At 70.3% G+C, this 18,816-nt stretch carries 16 protein-coding genes and 2 pseudogenes; 7 read left to right on the top strand and 11 right to left on the bottom strand.

Annotated elements, in window-relative coordinates:
- Position 1: 1 nt before the first annotated feature.
- Both melC2 and melC1 read right to left on the bottom strand, forming a co-directional pair.
- A complete protein-coding gene (gene melC2 / locus AC0KTA_RS38190) occupies positions 2-820 on the bottom strand; it encodes a tyrosinase MelC2 (protein WP_481052781.1) in 819 nt (272 codons plus the stop codon).
- A 42-nt stretch (positions 821-862) separates the two neighbouring features.
- On the bottom strand, positions 863-1,255 hold the full coding sequence (gene melC1, locus AC0KTA_RS38185) for an apotyrosinase chaperone MelC1 (RefSeq protein ID WP_481052780.1): 393 nt from the start codon (positions 1,253-1,255) through the stop codon (positions 863-865).
- A gap of 352 nt (positions 1,256-1,607) precedes the next feature.
- On the opposite strand from melC1, the gene AC0KTA_RS38180 reads away from it, so the two are divergent.
- Positions 1,608-2,345, top strand: a complete 738-nt coding sequence (locus tag AC0KTA_RS38180) for a flavodoxin family protein (protein WP_481052779.1) — start codon at positions 1,608-1,610, stop codon at positions 2,343-2,345.
- Positions 2,346-2,377: 32 nt separating this feature from the next.
- On the opposite strand, the gene AC0KTA_RS38175 is transcribed toward AC0KTA_RS38180, so the two are convergent.
- The 5 genes and pseudogenes from AC0KTA_RS38175 to AC0KTA_RS38155 all read right to left on the bottom strand — a co-directional run.
- Complete coding sequence (locus AC0KTA_RS38175; RefSeq protein ID WP_481052778.1) at positions 2,378-3,535, bottom strand: abortive phage infection protein; 1,158 nt, start codon at positions 3,533-3,535, stop codon at positions 2,378-2,380.
- 149 nt (positions 3,536-3,684) lie between these two features.
- Complete coding sequence (locus tag AC0KTA_RS38170; RefSeq protein ID WP_481052777.1) at positions 3,685-4,416, bottom strand: MgtC/SapB family protein; 732 nt, start codon at positions 4,414-4,416, stop codon at positions 3,685-3,687.
- Positions 4,417-4,522: 106 nt separating this feature from the next.
- On the bottom strand, positions 4,523-5,620 hold the full coding sequence (locus AC0KTA_RS38165) for an SPFH domain-containing protein (RefSeq protein WP_481052776.1): 1,098 nt from the start codon (positions 5,618-5,620) through the stop codon (positions 4,523-4,525).
- A gap of 47 nt (positions 5,621-5,667) precedes the next feature.
- On the bottom strand, positions 5,668-6,105 hold the full coding sequence (locus AC0KTA_RS38160) for an NfeD family protein (RefSeq protein WP_481052775.1): 438 nt from the start codon (positions 6,103-6,105) through the stop codon (positions 5,668-5,670).
- Between the two features lie 117 nt (positions 6,106-6,222).
- Positions 6,223-6,420, bottom strand: a pseudogene (locus AC0KTA_RS38155) (hypothetical protein); the annotation flags it as partial.
- A gap of 181 nt (positions 6,421-6,601) precedes the next feature.
- Between AC0KTA_RS38155 and AC0KTA_RS38150 the strand changes: the two are divergent.
- The 3 genes from AC0KTA_RS38150 to AC0KTA_RS38140 are packed head-to-tail and all read left to right on the top strand — an operon-like array spanning position 6,602 to position 8,681.
- Entirely contained in the window at positions 6,602-7,498 is an 897-nt protein-coding gene (locus AC0KTA_RS38150; protein ID WP_481052774.1) for an RNA polymerase sigma-70 factor, read from the top strand.
- Entirely contained in the window at positions 7,486-7,974 is a 489-nt protein-coding gene (locus AC0KTA_RS38145; RefSeq protein WP_481052773.1) for an SRPBCC family protein, read from the top strand. Before AC0KTA_RS38150 ends, AC0KTA_RS38145 begins: the two co-directional genes overlap by 13 nt.
- Positions 7,971-8,681 (top strand): hypothetical protein, encoded by a 711-nt coding sequence (locus AC0KTA_RS38140; protein WP_481052772.1) that lies wholly within the window; start codon positions 7,971-7,973, stop codon positions 8,679-8,681. The genes AC0KTA_RS38145 and AC0KTA_RS38140 overlap by 4 nt, the downstream gene beginning before the upstream one ends.
- A 59-nt stretch (positions 8,682-8,740) precedes the next feature.
- Here AC0KTA_RS38140 and AC0KTA_RS38135 read toward each other — a convergent pair whose 3' ends face one another.
- The 3 genes from AC0KTA_RS38135 to AC0KTA_RS38125 form a co-directional block, all read right to left on the bottom strand.
- Positions 8,741-9,652: a geranyl diphosphate 2-C-methyltransferase gene (locus AC0KTA_RS38135; protein ID WP_481052771.1), complete on the bottom strand. Its 912-nt coding sequence runs from the start codon at positions 9,650-9,652 to the stop codon at positions 8,741-8,743.
- Between the two features lie 69 nt (positions 9,653-9,721).
- Positions 9,722-10,783: a family 2 encapsulin nanocompartment cargo protein terpene cyclase gene (locus AC0KTA_RS38130; protein WP_481052770.1), complete on the bottom strand. Its 1,062-nt coding sequence runs from the start codon at positions 10,781-10,783 to the stop codon at positions 9,722-9,724.
- Positions 10,780-12,222 (bottom strand): family 2B encapsulin nanocompartment shell protein, encoded by a 1,443-nt coding sequence (locus tag AC0KTA_RS38125; protein ID WP_481052769.1) that lies wholly within the window; start codon positions 12,220-12,222, stop codon positions 10,780-10,782. The genes AC0KTA_RS38130 and AC0KTA_RS38125 overlap by 4 nt, the downstream gene beginning before the upstream one ends.
- A 515-nt stretch (positions 12,223-12,737) precedes the next feature.
- Between AC0KTA_RS38125 and AC0KTA_RS38120 the strand changes: the two genes are divergently transcribed.
- On the top strand, positions 12,738-13,796 hold the full coding sequence (locus AC0KTA_RS38120; protein ID WP_481052768.1) for a serine hydrolase domain-containing protein: 1,059 nt from the start codon (positions 12,738-12,740) through the stop codon (positions 13,794-13,796).
- Here AC0KTA_RS38120 and AC0KTA_RS38115 read toward each other — a convergent pair.
- Positions 13,763-14,890 (bottom strand): radical SAM protein, encoded by a 1,128-nt coding sequence (locus tag AC0KTA_RS38115; protein ID WP_481052767.1) that lies wholly within the window; start codon positions 14,888-14,890, stop codon positions 13,763-13,765. The genes AC0KTA_RS38120 and AC0KTA_RS38115 overlap by 34 nt on opposite strands.
- 378 nt (positions 14,891-15,268) lie before the next feature.
- Between AC0KTA_RS38115 and AC0KTA_RS38110 the strand changes: the two genes are divergently transcribed.
- Positions 15,269-17,071 (top strand): ABC transporter ATP-binding protein, encoded by a 1,803-nt coding sequence (locus AC0KTA_RS38110; RefSeq protein WP_481052766.1) that lies wholly within the window; start codon positions 15,269-15,271, stop codon positions 17,069-17,071.
- Positions 17,072-17,261: 190 nt separating this feature from the next.
- Positions 17,262-18,695: pseudogene (locus AC0KTA_RS38105) on the top strand (ATP-binding cassette domain-containing protein); the annotation flags it as partial.
- Positions 18,696-18,816 lie beyond the last annotated feature (121 nt).

Here is an 18,816-nt window from a genome sequence, read left to right as displayed (position 1 = left end):
GCTACCTGTCGTACGTGTAGTAGGGGCGGTGGTCGAGCATGTCACGCGGTGTGGTGTCGTTCCACGGACGCATGACCTCGTCGATGCTGACCACCCCGGGTGTTCTGGTGGTCGGGACGTAGCTCCGGCCGTGGCGCTCCTGCCATTGAACCCACAGCTTGTCCACGAAGCAGTGGTGCAGCCAGAACACCGGGTCGTTGGGGGACACACCCTGGGCCATGTGCCCGCCGACCCAGACGTGGACGCGGTTGTGAAGGTTGATGCCGCGCCAGCCCTCCAGGTTGTTGCGGAAGCCGGGTGCGGTGCTGTTCCACGGGGCCGCGTCATACGTGGGCATGTCGAGCACCGAGTCCACCTCGGCGCGGCTCGGCAGGCGTATGCCCCGGGCGCCCATGGCCCGGCTCAGGAACCGGCGCGTATCGGTGATCACATCCAGCGCCCAGTTGCCGTTGCCGAAGGCGAAGGCTCCCGTGGTGACCTGGCGGTCACCGCTGCGGCCGTCGCCTCCGAAGAAGTCCTCACGCCACAGTGAGGCGCTCGGGGAGCTGTCGACGGTCCAGTCCCAGTACGGCAGGTTCACCGACGGATCGACCGCCTGCAGGGCCCGTTCGAAGTCCAGGAGAAACTTGCGGTGCCAGGGCAGGAAGGACGGACAGCGGTGGGCGGCGCGAGCTGCGCTGTCGACGTCCCTCATGACGAAGGTGTTGTGCGTGGTGACGTAGTCGTTGTAGCGGCCGCTGTCTTTGAGTGCGAGTACGGCATCGACGAATGCGCGCTTCTCTTGTGCGGTGAGCGCGGCTTGGTTCTTGCGGATTCCCATGGCGGCTCCTCACGGAGAACGGTCGCGCGTGAGCCGGTCCCCTCAGGCGGGGATCGGTACGAGGTCGGCCCCGGCCAGGCCGTCCACGGCCACGCGGGCGACGGCGAGCGGGGAACGCAAGGGTTCGAAGTGGTTGACGACGCTGACGTAGGAGCCGTCCGCGTTGCCCATCAGGTGCAGCTCTTCACCGTCGATGAACACGCGCACGCCCGTCGCGGCGCCGCTGTGCCGGTGGCCGTCTGCGTGCGTACAGCGGCCCACGATGTGCCGTCCCCGGTAGATCTCGTCGAACTCCTGGCAGTCTTTCGTGCCGGGGCGCGGGCGAGGACCGGGCGGCGCGGCCTGCGCCCGGGACGTGCCCAGCGCGGCGAGGCCGACGGCGGTGGCGGTCGTGGTGCCGACGCGCAGCATGTCGCGACGCGAGAGGTGAGGCATGGTTCGTCTCCTTTGCGGCCGGCCCCAGGAGCGGTTCCTGGGGGTTGCGTGTGCGCAGAGGTGACCGGGCACCGCGGGGTGCCCCGCCGGGCCCGCAGCCGCGGGACGCGGATCCGGGCCGACCGCTCGCATCGTGGCAAAGCGCACCGGTGCCCTCCAACCCCCCAATGCTGCTCACCCGCCTCTTCACGCCATCCGCGCCACGCACGCTCGTGCGCCTTGCACCACGCCCTTCCCGGCACACCCTCCGGAGTGCCCGCGCAGCCGGTGTCACCTGGATGCCCGAAGAGGCTGCGGGCGCCCCGGCGACGTGCTCGGCTGGGGAGCAGAAGCCGTCACCGAGGAGACCGACATGGCAGCCGCCGCCGAGCAAGCCTCCGCTCCACCGGCCCGCTACGACGACCTGAGCGCGCTCTTCATCAACTGCACGCTCAAGCCGTCCCCCCAGGTCAGCAACACCCAGGGGCTGATCGACATCAGTGCGGCGATCATGCGTAAGCACGGTGTCCGGGTGCACGAGATCCGTGCGGTCGACCACGACCTCGCTCCGGGGGTCTGGCCGGACATGACCGAACACGGCGCCGCGAGCGACGAGTGGCCCGTGCTCTATCCGCGGGTCATGGACGCCGACATCCTCGTCCTGTCCGGGCCGATCTCGCTGGGTGACAACAGCTCGGTCATGAAGCGGGTCGTCGAGCGTCTCTACAGCTGTTCCGGTCTCCTCAACGACCGTGGTCAGTACGCCTATTACGGCCGTGTCGGCGGGTGCCTCATCACGGGGAACGAGGACGGCGTCAAGCACTGCGCCATGAACGTCCTCTACAGCCTCCAGCACCTGGGCTACGCCGTCCCGCCCCAGGCCGACGCGGGCTGGATCGGCGAGGCGGGCCCCGGCCCGTCCTATCTCGAGGCGGGCTCGGGCGGCCCCGAGAACGACTTCACCAACCGCAACACGACCTTCATGACCTGGAATCTGCTGCACCTCGCCCGCCTCCTCAAGGACGCGGGCGGCTTCCCGGCGTACGGCAACCAGCGCGCGGCCTGGGACGCGGGCTGCCGATTCGACTTCGAGAACCCGGACTACCGCTGAGAGAACCCCGGCTACCGCTGAGACACCCTGGACTACCGCTGAGGCGCCCAGGAACGGTCCTCGCGGCCGCCGGCCCGGGCGAAGTGCCGTGACACGGCGTGGAACGACTCCTTCGGCTCCCAGTGCCACCGCGGCGTCGGGTCGTTCTCCGTCTTCCAGATCGCCTTGGTGAGGCTGTAGCTCGCGATGTCGAGGTCGTAGCGGCGTTCGCGGCGGTGCGGCGCGTCCGGGGTGACGAACTGGTACACCATCGCCGCGTGCAGGTTCATCAGCTCGTACACGTTCAGGACCTGCGTCAGGTACTGGGCCTGGGTGTGTTCGCTGCGCTTCACGCCGCGGCGGATCTCCGGCTCGGGCTTGGTGTAGTCGACGATGTCCCAGCCCATGCCGCCGGCTTCGGGTGCGCCTTCGAAGGTGCAGGTGCCGCACTCCGTGATGGCGACGGGCTTGCCCCACTTGCGGTACGGGCCGAGCTCCTTGACGTAGCCGCGGGGATCGGCGAAGTAGGAGTAGTAGTTGACGCTGACGAGGTCGAAGAGGTCCCAGTCGACCTGATCTCCGTGCGCGGAGCCGTACGTCACCTTCCCGTGGAACACCCGGCGGCTCGTCTTGGCGGCCAGGCCGATGAACCGGTCGAGCTTCCGCTGTGCCTCCTTCGGGTCCCAGTTTCCCTTCTTCATGTTCTCGACCCGCTCGAGCGCGTTCTCCCCGGGGACGATGCCGGGTACGAAGAGGATGAATTCGCACCCGACGCTCAGGTAGACCCGCGCGCCCTGGCGGCGCAGCCGCTCAGCCTGCCTGCCGGTCTCGGCCAAGTGGTCCAGGATCTGGCGTTCGGGGAGGTCGGCGAGGCGTGGCTGGAGCCAGACGTGCAGCCCGTTCTCGGCCGCCTGCGTGGCCGTGGCGGTCAGCCGCTCGACGCCGGTGCCGTAGGCCACGACGGAGTTCGCGTGCAGCTCGTCCTTGATGGCGCGCAGGTCGGATCGCATCCGGGTGCGGTTCCATCCCGTGTGCGGCGTCTCCCCGTCCGCGCACTCGTACATCACGCCCCGGTGGACGAGACCGCGCCGGGGCCCCGTCCGTTCGCCGACAGGGCGCGTCCTGGCGGCCGCCTCCCCGGTGAGCGCCGTGCCCACCAGCGCGCCGGCGCCGACCGCCGCCGCCCCGGCCAGGAAACTCGCTCGCGTCATCGCTTCGTTCCGCATCGGGTACTCCCACTCCCACAGCCACCAACGGACGTTCCCAGAGTCGGGGTCGGGCCCGGGCCGGATCATCAGCCATCGGTTCTCGCCCGGGTAACCAAAGTCGACGCCGACCGGTCCGGTGCGCGACCTCCGGGCTATTCGTCCTCTGCGGCAGCGGTCATCTCCACGTCGATCACGCCCGCGTTCTCGAACAGCTCGGCGGTCAACTCGGCGCTGTCGGCGGCCCCTTCCAGTTCGAGCAGGACGCGGGCCGCGGAGTCGGTTCTGCCGGGCAGCCGGTCGACCTTGACCTGCAGGATGCGGAACCCGCGGCGGGTGCATGTCTGCATCAGCAGGGGCAGGAGCGCGGTGCCCGTGCGGTACGTCATGCGCAGCTCGAAAGCGGAGCCCGTCGCTCCTGGCAGCAGTCGTCCGGAGAGCAGCGGATAGCCGCGTACGACGATGAAGTGCAGGGCGGTGGCCACCACGGCGAGGACGGGCAGACCGCCGCCGCAGGCCATGCCCACCGCGCAGGTGAGCCAGATCGTCGCCGCGGTCGTCAGACCACGGACGGCGTCCCGGCGTACGAAGATGAGGCCACCGCCGATGAACCCGATCCCGGAGACGATCTGCGCCGCCACGCGGGAGGGGTCGAACGACACGTTCTCCAGGCCGAGGACGTGGGTGAAACCGTGCTGGGAGACCTCCATCATCAGCGCGGCGGCGATGCCCACGAGGGTGTGCGTGCGCAGGCCCGCACTCTTCTGCTGCGCCGCGCGTTCCCACCCGATCAGGCTCGACAGCAGCAGAGCCAGCCCGAGTTCGGACAGCTGCCGTGGCCCCTGACCGCCGCCCACCTCCCACAGCGAAACCGCCGGACCGGTCACGCGCGCCTCCTGCCCGATCTCACGTCGGATCTTGCTTCCGCTCTCGCCCCTGCCCGGGGCGAAAGGGGACATTCCTGCTCGCGTGAGAACGGGAGGGGCGCGTGGCTCAATCGCCGGACGGCTGCCCCCGGCCCGGCACCTGGGGCGCCCTCGCGGCCTCGGCCTCGGCCTTGGCCTCGCTCACCGCGGCGGCGGCCTGCTTCGCGGCCTCGTCGGTGTCGCGTGACAACGTCGAGCCTGCCTCAAGCTCCGGAGTCCCGCCTTCGTCCGACGTGTCGTCGGCGTCGGCAGTGGCTGCTTCCTCGGATTGCGCGGATTTGGGCAGGCCCATCGCCGAGCGATCGCCGAACGCGCTGGTGACGGTGCGCACTGCCTCGGTCAGCTCTCCCGGGATCACCCAGAACGTGTTGTTGTCGCTCTTCGCCAGGTGCGGGAGCGTCTCGAGGTACTTGTACGCCAGGATCTTCGGGTCGGCATTGTTGCGGTGGACGGCCTGGAAGACGCGCTCCACCGCCTTTGCCTCGCCGTCCGCCCGCAAGATCATGGCTTGTTGCGTGCCCTGTGCCTCCAGGATGTCCTTCTGCTTCGTGCCTTCCGCGGTGAGGATCTTGGCTTGCCGCTCCCCTTCGGCGTGCAGGATGGCCGCGCGCTTGTCGCGCTCGGCCCGCATCTGCTTCTCCATCGCCTCTTTGATGGTGTTCGGCGGATCGATGGCCTTGATCTCGACGCGGTTGACCCGGATGCCCCACTTGCCGGTGGCGTCGTCGAGGACGGTGCGGAGCCGGGTGTTGATCTCCTCGCGTGAGGTGAGCGTCTCCTCCAGGTCCATGCTGCCGATGACGTTCCGCAGCGTGGTCACGGTGAGCTGATCGATCGCCTGGAGGAAATCGGCGACCTCGTAGGCCGCCGCCCGCGGGTCGGTGATCTGGTAGTAGAGCACGGTGTCGATGTTCACCACGAGGTTGTCCTCGGTGATCACCGGCTTGGGCTGGGACGAATAGACCTGCTCGCGCACGTCGAGTTTGGTGTTGACGCGGTCCGCCACCGGCAGGACGAAGTTCAGGCCGGGTTGCAGCGTCCGGCGATATCGGCCGAACCGCTCGATGTTGTAGCGGCGCGCCTGCGGGACGATCCGCACGGTGGAGGCGACGAAGAAGACGACAATGATCGCCGCCACAAGAATCAGGATGGCAACCGGATCCACACTTCCTCCAATTGCTCTCTGTGTCGGCTGCTCTGTGTGTCAGCCGATCATGGAAGGAGTTCGCGGGGGTAGACGATGGCCGTGGCGCCATCGATCTCCATCACATCGACCAGCGCTCCCACCGGGATCACATGGCTTTCGTCAAGGGCGCGGGCAGACCATTCTTCGCCGGAGAGTTTGATCAGGCCGTGGGTCGCGGTGACCTCCTGCATGACCTCGGCCCGCTTGCCGATCAGTGCGTCGCTGCCCTCGTGCGAGAGGGGTGGCTGTGCCATATGCCGCAGCGCGACTGGACGGACGATGACGAGGCCCGCTGCCGCTGCCGCCGCGAGGGCCACGAGCTGGCCGAGAACGCCGACACCCAGACCAGCGACCACGGCGGCGACCAATGCGGCGCCCGCCAGCAGCCCGAAGACCAGCGTCAGGGTGAAAAACTCCGCGACACCAAGCGCCGCGGCAGCAAGCAGCCATACGAACCACGGCATCGAATCGGCCTCCCTGAGGGGACTCGTTCCACCAAATCTACCTCTTGGAACGCCGGACAGAGTGGCTTCCGGGTTCTGCGGGGGTGATCGAGAGAATCCTGAACACGCTGCGTTGCGCTATGTGAACCGCGTGTGAGGTCGCCGCCGTCCGCCGAATTCCCAGTCGTGGACCTCGATGTCGGCGTACCGCTCGGATACGAGGACGGCGCGTGCCGCGTCCGGGGACGGGCGCGGCCAGCGGCGCAGCAGCACGCCGCGGTACACGCCTGCCTGGTGGTTGGGCTCGTCGAAGGCGAAGGCGAAGGCGGCGGCGGGGCCGACGGACTCTCCCCTACGCAGGTCAGCGCCTCAACGGAGTTGTGAACTGAATCACGCCGGTGGGCTGTCACGGTTTGCCGGTGCGGGGTGTCTCGATGATCAACAGACGGAAAAGGAGAGCCGGGAGTGGTGATGCAGGGACGTGATCGCATGCTCGTCGCGGAGGTGAGCGCGGGCCATGGCTGAGGACGCCTTCACCGAACACCGTCCGCTGCTGTTCACCATCGCCTACGAGATGCTGGGCAGCGCGGCCGACGCCGAGGACGTGCTGCAGGAGAGCTATCTGCGGTGGAGCGCGGTCGATCCGGGCACGGTCGAGCATCCGCGCGCCTACCTGGTGCGCGTGGTGACCCGGCAGGCGCTCAATCATCTGCGCACGGTCAGGGCGCGGCGCGAGGAGTACGTCGGTACGTGGCTTCCCGAGCCGATCCGCACCGCGCCCGAGGCCGGCGAGGACGTGATCCTGGCCGAGTCGGTGTCGATGGCCATGATGCTCGTCCTGGAGACGCTGAGCCCGAGCGAGCGCGCCGTGTTCGTGCTGCACGACGTGTTCGGCTACACCCATGGCGAGATCGCCGACTCGATCGGCAAGGCCGAGGTCACCGTCCGGCAGATCGCCCACCGCGCACGGCGGCACGTACAGGCGCGGCGGCGCCGCTTCGAGCCCGGCTCCGACGCCAAGCGGGAGGTCGTCCAGCGGTTCCTGCGCGCGGCGGAGACCGGCGAGGTGCAGGCCCTGATGGACCTGTTGGCACCCGATGTGGTGGCGATCTCCGACGGCGGCGGCAAGGTCGTCGCCGCCCGCAAGCCGGTCACCGGCGCCGACGGCGTGGCCCGCTTCGTCCTCGGCGTACTCCGCACCACCACGGAACGGACCCGGGTCGAGCCCGCCACGTACAACGGCATGCCCGCGGCGCGCTTCGTCACCGACGGCGCGCTCGACTGGCTGGTGGCGTTCGAGATCCACGACGGACGCGTCAGCGGCCTGTACGGCGTGCGCAACCCGGACAAGCTGCACCGCGCCGACGCGGTGCGGGCACTCGACAGAGGAGAACAACAGCCATGGAAACCATGACCGTTCAGCGCGTCATCGCCGCCCCGATCGACGAGGTGTTCGCCTGGCTCACCACGACGACCAACTACACGCGCTCGCCCCTGGTGCTGCGCTGCCGCCTGACCCGGCGCGGCGAGGGCGCGCCCTACGGCGTCGGAGCGGTACGCAGTCACCTCTGGATGATCGGCTGGCTCCGCGAGCGCATCACCCGCTACGAACCGCCGTACGTCACCGAGTACGCCGTCGAGCGCAGCATGCCGCCGTCCAGGCACGAGCTCGGCCGCATGACGTTCACCGAGGTCGACGGCGGCACCCTGGTGAACTGGACCACCCGCGCCGAAATGGCTGCCCCGCTGGTCGGTCCCTTCCTCACCCGGCACCTCGTACGGCCGATGATCACCGGCAGCTTCCGCAGCATCCTCGATGCCGCCGACAAGGCGCTGGCCCGGCCCCGGCCGCAGCCGCGCATGACGAACACGCAAGGAGTCGACGCATGACGTCCCATCAAGATCTGGTCACCGATCCGCTGCCCGACATCCTGCGGGGCGACGCCCGCCATGTGCTCATGGGCGAATGGGACGTGGGCGACTCCGCACGTCAACGAGCCGTCATCCAGGGCGCCTTCGAGGCATGGAAGCGGCACCCGGCGCCGGAAGGCTTCCTGGCGCATGCCTTCTTCACCGGGACGGACGGCAGGACGATCCTCGACTACGCCCAGTGGACGAGCGCCGAGGCCCACCGCGCCTTCGCGCAGGACCAGGCCAACCAGGAGCGGGTAGGCGCCGTCCAGGCGGGCATCGGCGTGGACGCGGCAGGCCCAGACGTCTACCGGCTGTACCGCAGCATGAAGGCCGCGGCGGGAACGCGCGGTGTGACGCCGGGGGTTGTGGTGCGCGTCGCCTTCGACACCGACGGGGACGCGACCGCGCGAAGGCTCGTCGACACCATCGTCGACCACTACGGAGGTGAGCAGCCGCCCGGTGTCGACGGCGGCGGCCTAGCCTCCCACTTCCACATCCGGCAGGACGGCCTCAAGGTCGTCAATTACAGCGAGTGGGCCTCGGAGGAGGCGCACCAGCGGATGTTCGAGGGCCACATCGACGTCGAGGACGGCGGGCCGATGGCGGTCATCAACGAGGTTCCCGGAGTGCGGGTGCTCGGGTTCCGGCGCTTTCTGCCCGGACTCGGCCTCCGGCGCCCCTGAGCGGTGGCCCACGGGCGCCGGGACCCGACGGCGGAGAGGGGACCCGGCGGGCGGGCCCCTCAGACCCGGTCCGCCGCGATCAGCAGGTACTGGAAGCTGCCGTTCCCATAGGCGGCCAGGAACGTTTCCTCGATGCCCGTCACCAGGTGGTCGGCCTGCTTGCGCAACTGCCAGTAGGGCATGGCGGCGGCGGTCAGGTCCTCGACGTGCACCGGTACGAGCCGGTGGCGGGCCATGGCCCGGAAGTACTCCGAGCGCGGATGGATGTCGCAGATGTAGTGGGCGTTGATGAGGGACACCTCGCGGGAGGCCCGGCCGTAGGTGTCGTTGTAGCAGCCGGTGATCGTCACGTATCGGCCGCCGCGGCGCAGCAGCCGGGCGTGCTCGGCGAACAGCAGGTCCAACTCGACGTACATGGTGGACTCGTTGTTCCACGACGCCGCGTACGCGCCGGCGGGAAAGCCGGTGTCGAGCATGTCCAGGTGGTGGTAGCGCACCTTGTCGTCGATGTGCCGCTTGCGGGCCTGTTCGGCGGCGAAGTCGGCCTGTTTCCGGGAGATGGTGACGCCGTCGGCGTGGCAGCCGTACCGAAGGTGCGCCACGACCGAGCCGCCGCCCCGGCCGCAGCCCGCGTCGAAGACGCGGTCCGCGGGTGACAGGGGGCCCAGGTGGGACGCGAGCAGGTCGGCCTGGGCCTGTTCCAGGCGGTGGAGTTCGGCGGTGATGCGGTCCTGCCGCTCGGCGGGGCCGGGGTGGTCGGCGAGGGCCGCGGGGTCCGGAGACTCCGCGGGGTCGAGTACGGACCAGTCGACCTCGCCGACGCCGTAGTGGTGGTGGTAGAAGTCGTCGATCTTCCCGAGTTCGAGGTTGACCGGGTTCTCCTCTGCGTTCCAGTAGTCCGCGACACGGCTCTGGTACGTGGACTGGGAGGGAACCGGTGCTGCGGTGGGCTCGGCTTCGGCAATGGTCAACGGTGTCTCCTCAGGGGTTGCGAAATCAGGGGGGTTGAGAAAGCGGGGCCTACCAGCAGGCGAGGGGCGCTACCAGTAGTTGGGCAGGTGGTAGCGGCGGGTGTTGGTGGCATGCCACTCGTGGTTGCCGGACACCCACGCGGCGAGGCCCTCGGCGTACCGCTCGACCAGGGGTGACGTGGCGGACAGCACCGCGGACTCCTCCTCGAAGGCCTCCATGACCCTGTTGTGGATCTCGACGGCCTTCAGGTAGGCCGCCTTCAGGCCGCACCGCTCGTTGGCGGCGATGACCAGCGGCAGGTTCCAGTGGTGCGGGTCGCCGGCCAGCTCCTTGGTGAAGGAGTACAGGTCGTTGACGAGGGTGGTGGCATTGCAGGCGAGGGCCGTGACGCGCTGGATCTCCGGGCGGGCGTACAGCGCTTCGGGCAGTTCGTAGCCGTCGACGGCGTCGACGATGGACAGGCAGGGGCGGAAGTTGTTGAACTGCCGCATCACCAGGTACTCCCACGTCCGCGGCACGTGCCGGGTCTCGGCCCAGGCGGCCTCGCCGAGGTAGCCGAGGTGCAGCCGGGCGATGTCGTGCACGAACCGGTCGGTCTGGCTGGGTGTGGCGAGGGCGGCGAAGTCGTTGAGGGCCCAGTGGTACGAGCGCAGCGGCCCGTCGGCCTGGACGCCGCGTCGCCACTGTGCCTCCTGCTCGGGCGCGCCGTGGAACGGGTCGAGCGCCGACTGCGCCAGGACGAGCCGTCCGCCGAGACCGCGCGGCGAGCCGCCCCGGCCCTCGTCCGCCTCGCAGTAGCAGCTGTCGACGAGGTTCTCGGCGAGCAGCAGCTTTCCCGCCGCGGCGAGCCGGTCCAGATCGGCCGCGCCCGGGTGCTGGAGCACCACGGCCCGACCGAACTGGAAGTCCGCGAAGTCGCCCTTCCACGCCGCGGGGAACAGGTCGTGGTGGTGCGCCCAGACCTCCAGCCTGCGGTCGACCTCCTTGACCTTCCCGGGGTCGGCGGGCACGGCGGGCCGGTGACGCAGGCCGGGGATCGGGCCGCCGCGCCGGGTGCGCAGGGCCCCGGCCGGCCTCGGCGGCCCGGGTGGCCGCCATGGAGGCGTCTCGGACGCGGGCGCCGTGCTCATTCCGCGCTCCGGCCGATCTGTACGTTCTCCAGGATCCCGGCGGCGTCGGGGACGAGGATGGCGAGCGAGTAGTACGCGGTGACCAGATAGCTCATGATCGCGGCGGTGTCGATGCCCATGAACCGTACGTTCAGGCCGGGTTGGTACTCCTCCGGGATTCCCGTCTGGTACAGGCCGACGACTCCCTGGTCGGCCTCTCCGGTGCGCAGCGCGATGATGCTGGTGGTGTGTTCCGGGCTGATCGGGATCTTGCCGCACGGGAACAGCGGCACGCCCCGCCACGCGGGGACCTCGTGCCCGTCGACGGTCACCGTGCCGGGCACCAGGCCGCGCCGGTTGCACTGGCGGAAGAACGCCGCGATCGCCTTCGGGTGGGCGAGGAACAGCCTGGTCTTGCGCCGCATCGACAGGAGTTCGTCGAGGTCGTCCGGAGTGGGAGGGCCGGTGAACGTGCTGATGCGCTGGCCGTAGTCGACACTGTGCAGCAGCCCGAACTCACGGTTGTTGACCATCTCCCATTCCTGGCGTTCGCGGATCTCCTCGATGGTCAGGCGGAGTTGCTGCTCGGTCTGGTCCATCGGGTTGTTGTAGAGGTCGGCGACCCGGGTGTGGATGCGCAGCACCGTCTGGGTGAGGGAGAGTCCGTACTCGCGCGGGGCGAGTTCGTAGTCGACGTAGCCGGCGGTGAGGGTGGGCTCCCCCACGTGTCCTGCCTGCATGGGGACGTCGGCCTCGCCCTTGCGGTTCATGGGCTTGCCCTGCCGCTCCGCGAAGGCGTCCAGGTGCGCCGCGAGCGAGGGCGCGGCCTCCACGATCTCCATCAGCGAGTCCCAGGGCAGGACCAGGACCACCGCGGGGGTCTCGGCCCGCACCGAGGAGAGCCACAGCGGGTCGGGCCTGCCGATGGCCTCGTCCCCCATCTGGTCGCCGTCGGTGACGACTCCGATGACCTCCTCCTCGCCGTACTTGCCGGTGGCGTACCGGATGAACCGGCCGTGGACGACGAGATAGGCCTCGGTCACGGGCTGTCCCGCGTCGAAGAGGACCTCGCCGACGCGCACCTGGCGCGTCCGCAGGCGGGAGGCGATCTTCTTGAGGACCGCGGTGTCGGAGTAGCCGCGCAGGACGGGCAGTTCGGTCAGCGTCTCGGGGATGACCTTGATGTCGTCGGCGCCGTTCTGCTCGAACTGCACGCGGCCGCGGCCGACCCTGAGCTGGAGGCGCCGGTTGACGCGGTAGGTGCCGCCCTTGACGTCCGTCCACGGCAGCATCTTGAGCAGCCATCGTGAGGTGATGGCCTGCATCTGGGGTTCGGACTTGGCGGTGGTGGTGAGCTGGCGGGCCGCCAGGGTGCTGAGGCTGGTGAGTTGTGCCTCGGCGGCGGGCGGCTCGTCGTCTCGTGCGGTGCTGGGTCCGGCAGCGCTTTCGGGTGTGGACACATTGCCTCCCTGTACGTGAGCGGACATGAGCGGAGCTGCGTGGATGCGCGCGTGAATGCGCGCGGACGTGCACGGATGCACGGGGGTTCGCGCCTCGCGGGTACGGGCGCGGGCAGGCGCGCCGCGCTGTGCGCAGGCGCGCAGATGTGTTCCGGGCCGACGTGAGTGGGGGGTGGGGGCCGCGCGGTCGGTGCGCGTGCCGACGGGCAGGACGGGCCGGTGGGGGACGTACAGATCGAGCAGAGCGGGCAGGACGGGCAGGCCGGAAAGGGCGGCCTGCCCGAATCAGCCAAACAGTCCCGGCAGGGAGCAGGGAACGTGGTACAGGAGGCGGCTGAGCGCATCCGGAAGCGCGGATTCCCCAAAAGGGCGCGACCGGGACAGGTGTGTGATTACGCGCCGGTCGCGTCCGGCACCGTACGCCCGCGCGGTGGGCGCATGCCTGAGCGCCACGAGGTGCGTCCGTGCACTGGGTGCGTCCACGCACTGGGTGCCTCCACGCACTGGGTGCCTCCATGTCCACCCACGTCAGGGTGTTGGCTCCAGGAGATCTCGCGTGGCGGCGCGACACCTGGTTCGGCCGCGCCGGCGCCGCCGACCTCAAGACCGGCACACCGCGCCGGGCCGAGGACCGGTACCGGGCGGGATCGCTCACCAAGACCTTCGTCGCCACCGTGCTGCTCCAGTTGGAGGCCGCGGGAAGGCTGAGCCTGGACGACTGCGTGGACCACTGGCTGCCCGGCCTGGTCCGGGGCAACGGGCACGACGGCCGCCGCATCACGTTGCGGCAACTCCTCAACCACACCAGCGGGATCTACAGCTACACAGCGGACCCGGACTTCCAGCGGCGGGCGTTCTCCACTGCGTTCCTCGCCCACCGCCACGACACCTGGACACCGCGGCGCATCGTCCGGCTCGCCATGACCCACCGGCCGGACTTCGCGCCCGGCGACGGCTGGCACTACTCCGACACCAACTACACCCTCGCCGGAATGATGATCGAAAAGGCCACCGGCCGTTCCTACGCCCGCGAGATCGAGCGCCGCATCCTGCGCCCGCTCCACCTGGACGCCACCACTCTGCCGGGCACCGAGTCGCGGATGCCCCGGCCCAGCGGGCGGGCCTATTCGAAGCTGACCGGCGGCCTGGGCGGGCCCGGAGGCCCGGGGAGCGTGACGTACGACGTCACCGACCTCAACCCCTCCCTCGCCGGCGCGGGCGGCGAGATCGTCTCGACTTCCGGGGATCTCAACCGCTTCTACCGGGCCCTGCTGTCCGGAAAGCTCCTGAAGCCGCGCCAGCTCGACGAGATGACCACCACCGTGCCGATCGACGCGCACGGCAACGCCTATGGCCTGGGCATCTTCCGGATGAAGACGTCCTGCGGCCCCTTGTGGGGCCACAACGGCCTCATCCAGGGCTCCTTCTCCTACGCCATGGCCACCAGGGACGGCAGGCACGCGCTGTCGATGAACCTCAACGGCGACTGGGCCGACCCCGCCTCCCCGGTGCGCGTCGTCGAGGCCGAGTTCTGCGGCGCTCAGGCCACCCCGTCCACGACCGCGGGCCGATAGGGCGGCCTGCTGTCGATCCGGCGACGGTCTTCGGGTGACGCGAACCGGTAGTCGATGCGGCGCACGGCCTCGGCCCAGTCCGCGCGGGTGCGGATGCGGTTGAGGCAGTCGAGGACGAACGGGTCGTTCCACCGCTCCCGCACCCGCCGCCACACCTCACGCGGGTCGTCGGTGAGCAGGCTGCCCACGGTGCCCTCGTAGATCGGCATGCCCCGCACTTCGCCGTCCGGTTCGATCTCGAAGGGGCGGAAGCTGGGGGTGCGCGCGAGGAAGTCCGGGTTCATCTGGACCTCGAAGTTCTCGGTCGTCTCCACGGTCACGGACGGCGGTGCGGCCTCCTGGAGCCGGCGCCGGGTGTCCGGCGCGATCAGCTCGGCGACCTGCTCGTCGCCGAGCAGTTCGTGCTCGACGAACGACGGCCGGCTGGCGAGGCCGGTGGGCACCACGGCGCCGAAGTACACCGTCTCCAAGTGCGGGAACCGCGGCGCCACTTCGGCGCACATCTGGTCCATTTCCTGGTAGTTGCTGCGTACGACCACGTAGTCGATGCCGAACCGGGGCGCCGGGAGGCCCGCCGCGATCCGGCGGCCGACCTCCGCGTCGATCCGCGCGAGCGCGCCCGTCGCCCGCTCGAAGGAGCCGCGCCGTCCGCGGATCCGGTCGTGCGTCGCCGCGTTGCCGCCGTCGAGGCTCACCACGATCTTGGTGGCCACATCGGCGAGCGCCTCGACCGTCGCCGCAGGCATCGCCCACCCGCTGGTGTAGAGGAACACCCGCACGCCCGCGTCGGCGAAGTGCCGGGCGACATCGATGATTCGCTTGATGGTCAGCGGTTCGCCGCCGCACAGCGTGATCATCTGCGGTTCGAGGGAAATGATCGCGTCCGCGACCTTCAGCATGTCCTCGTGGCCGAGATTCTTGGCGGGACGCCTCCCCGACTCCGTATAGCAGTGATAGCAGCGCAGCGGGCAGGCGAACGTGACGTCCCAGATGACGGCATTGGGATTCACGTCGTCGTCCACTGCCTTGGCGCCCTTCGCGCTCTTCACGTTCTCAGAGTTCTGAGCGCTCTCCATGTTTTCCGCGTTGGTCATCAGTGGTTCTCCAGGCTGAAGTCGGGCACAGATTCCTGGATCCGCACTGTACGAATCACTTGAGCCGCCGGTCGTCCGTAGTGGAGTACGCAATGAACGGCCCTTGGTACGCAAGGGTGTTGTACCTACGGGCATTGCCGCGGCTTCCGTAGGGGCCACGCCCAATTGCGTACTCGACTACGGATCTCTTTCCGCTCGCCGCGGATTAGCGTTCCTTTCAGCCGAGAGCGAGAGGAGGTGCTTTCCCATGATGTATCCGCCCCCTACCACCGGCGGTAACTGATGCCCGGCGGTGGCCGCTCCCCATCCGGACAGGAGCGGCCACCGCACCCACCACCGGCCACGCGGGCCGACGACCGCTGAAGGGTGAACCGGACCATGACAGTCCACAACGGAGTCCTCGCACTGGTCCGGCAGTTGCCGCGGATCGCGCGCGGGCTGACCTTCGTCCTCGCGACGCTCCTCGTCGCGCAGGCGGTGGGCAGCGCCCTGCTGCCCCTGGCGACGGGGCGCCTCGTCGTCGCGCTCACCGACACGCCGAAGTCCATGCGCGGCGTCGTCGTCGGGCTCGCGCTGCTCGCGACCGTCCTCCTCCTCGACATGGTCCTCGATCCGGTCAGGACCATGCTGGCCGCGCGCCTCGGCACCCGGCTCGACGGTGCGATGGCCCAACGTACCGTCGAAGGCGCGCTGCGCCCCGCCCAGATCGGGCATCTGGACGACGCGGACGTGGCCGACCGGATCGAGCGCGCGCGGGCCGTCGGCCTCGGTGCGCACCCGCCGGGTCAGGCGGTCACCGCGCTGGCCGGACTCGTGCCGCTGCGGCTGACCGGACTCGTCTCGGCCGTCCTGCTCGGCTGGGCGGGCCAGTGGTGGATGCCGCTGGTCCTCGGCTCCGCCTGGGTGGTCACCGGCCGCTGGCAGGAGAAGGAGATCGAGCGGTCGGTGTCGGCACACGCGGGCGAGACCGCGCAGCTCAGGCGAGCCGCGTATCTGCGCGACACGGCGACGACCGCTCCCGCGGCCAAGGAGTTGCGGCTGTTCGGCCTGCGCTCCTGGCTCGTCGAGCGGTTCGCCGTGGCCTGGTGGGACGGCATGGTGCAGATGCGCCGGGCCCGGGTGAGCCCGCGGCGCCACGCCCTGGCGATCCTGCTCCTGTTCCTCGCGCACGTCGCCGTGGTGCTGCCCCTTGCTTACCAGGCGGCTCGCGGTTCACTCGCGGTCGGCCAACTGGCCGTGGCGCTCCAGGCGTTGCTCGGCCTGTTCGCCCTCGGCTTCACGGGCGACCTGCAGTGGCGGCTGCACACGGCGAGCACCGCCGTGCCCGCGGCGCTCGGCGTAGGCGCCCTGGACACGGCCGGGGAACTCGGACGGCTCGCCGCGGCGGATCTGCCCCGCCACGACATCCGGTTCGAGAAGGTGCGGTTCGCCTACACCGGCGGCCGTGGACCCGTGCTCGACGATCTGGACCTGGCCATCCCCGCTGGCTCGTCGCTCGCGATCGTCGGCGACAACGGCGCGGGCAAGAGCACCCTCACCAAGCTCCTGTCCGGGCTCTACCTCCCGGACGGCGGCCGGATCACGGTCGACGGCCAGGACCTGAACGCCTACGACCCGGACTCGTGGCGACGCCAACTGGCCGTGGTGTTCCAGGACTTCGTGCGCTACCCGTTCTCCGTACGCGACAACGTCGGCTTCGGACACATCGAGACCGCCGCCACCGACGCGGACCTCACCTCGGCCGCCCGGCTCGGCGGGTTCCTCGGCGTCGAGCAGGAGCTGCCCGACGGCTGGAACACCCCGCTCAGCGGCGCCTTCACCGAGGGCACGGAACTCTCCGGCGGTCAGTGGCAGCGGCTGGCGCTGAGCCGCGCGCTGTACGCCGTGCGGCACGGCGCCCGGGTGCTCGTCCTCGACGAACCCACCGCTCACCTCGACGTAGAGGCGGAACACGAGCTGTACGCCCGGTTCCTGGAGATCACCGCGGGGCTCACCACCATCCTGGTCTCGCACCGCTTCGCCACCGTCCGGCTCGCCGACCGGATCGCCGTGGTCGACGGCGGACGGATCAGCGAATTCGGCACGCACGACGAACTCGTCGCCTCCGGCGGCCGGTACGCACGGATGTTCCGCGTCCAGTCCGAACCCTTCCAGCTGCACGGAGGAAGCCGTCGTGCGTAAGAACGAGCGAGCCGTCGTACGCAAGCACACCGGCAAGACCGCGAAGGCCGTCGTACGCAAGAACCTCGCCGCCGTCCGGCTGCTGATCGGCACCGCGATCCGGGTGGACCCGCGGCGCGGGCTGCTCGTCCTGATCCTGTCCCCGCTCCTGAACGTCGTGGCAGCGCTGCAGGCGATCGGCCTGCAGTGGATGATCGACGGCGCCGTCGGGCACGACCGTGCCCAGACGGTGCAGGGCGGCCTGCTCCTGCTCGTGGTCACCGTGCTGGTCCACCAGGCCACCGCGGTCGCGACCGACGTACGGCTCGTGCTGCAGCATCGGGTGGGGCTCGAGTTCGACCGCCGCCTCATGAATCTGTGTTCGACGCCGCCGCACATCGGGCACTATCAGGACCCCGAGTTCCTCGACACCGCCGAGGTGGTGCGGCAGCGGCGCGGCGAATTCGGCACCGCCCTGGCCGCGTTCGTGGAGAACGCCAACCTGCTGGCCAGGTTTGCCGCCGCGCTGGTCCTGCTGATCACCGCGAGCCCGCTGCTCGCCCTGCTGCCGTTGACCGTGCTGCCGCTCGCGGCGGCCAACCGGTGGCAGGCCCGTCTGGTCACGACGGCCGAGCGCGCCGGCGCCGAGGCCGATCGCCGCCGCATGGCCCTGTTCTCGCTGGCCACCGATCCGGCCCCGGCCCGCGAAGTCCGGCTCTACCGGCTGGCCGACGAGATCGCGGCGCGGCACCGGGACGCGTTCGCCGCCGCGAGCGGGCCGCGCGAGGCGGCGCGGGCCAAGGGCGCGATCGCCGTCGCGGCGGGGTGGCTGTTCTTCGGCTCCGCGCTCATCGGCGGACTGTACGTCGTGTCGCGGTCGGTGATCCACGGTTCGGGCTCGGCGGGCCAGGCCGTGCTCGTCCTGCTGCTGAGCACGCGGCTCGTCGGCGCCACCACCGGACTCGGCTGGCTGCTCGGGTGGCTGCGGCGCTCGCTCGACACGGTCGCGCTGTATCTGCGGTTGGTCGACTACCCGCATACCGGTGGGGCGAGCGGGACGGCTGGGGCTGACGGGGTGGCCCGGGCGGACGGCGCGGGCAGGGCGGCCGGGACGGACGCCGGGCTGCCGCCGGGCGGCGACCTCGTCCTCGAAGGCGTCTCGTTCACCTATCCGGGGCGCACGGCCCCGGCACTGGGCCCCGTCGACCTGCGCCTGCCCCGGGGAGCCACCGTCGCGGTCGTCGGGGACAACGGGGCGGGCAAGTCCACGCTGGTCGCGCTGCTCGCGGGGCTGCAGCCGGTGTCGGCCGGGCGGATCGTGTGCGGCGGCCAGGACCTGTCCGAGGTGCCCCCGGAGCAGTGGCGGGCCCGGGTCACCGCCTGCTTCCAGGACTTCTGCCGGTTCGAGCTGCTCGCCCGTGAGGCCGTCGGCCTTGGCGACCTCGGAGCGCTCGACGACCCGGCCGCGATCCGGGCCGCGCTGGAGTCGGCCGGTGCGGCCGACGTCGTGGCGGGCCTGACGGCGGGGCTCGACACCCAGCTCGGCCGGACCATGCCGGACGGCACGGACCTGTCCGCGGGCCAGTGGCAGAAGCTCGCGCTCGCCCGCGCCCGGATGCGTACCGCGCCCCGTCTCGTACTCCTCGACGAGCCCGCCGCCAGCCTCGATCCGGGCAGCGAGGCCGAGTTGCTGCGCCGCTACCTGCGGGCGAACGCGGCTGCGTCGGACGGGCCGGACGGGCCGGACACCATCACCGTGATCGTGT

It is taken from the genome of Streptomyces sp. Y309 (assembly GCF_056712025.1).
The sequence above is the reverse complement of the archived record's forward strand: the minus strand, read 5'-3'. Positions and strand labels throughout refer to the sequence as shown.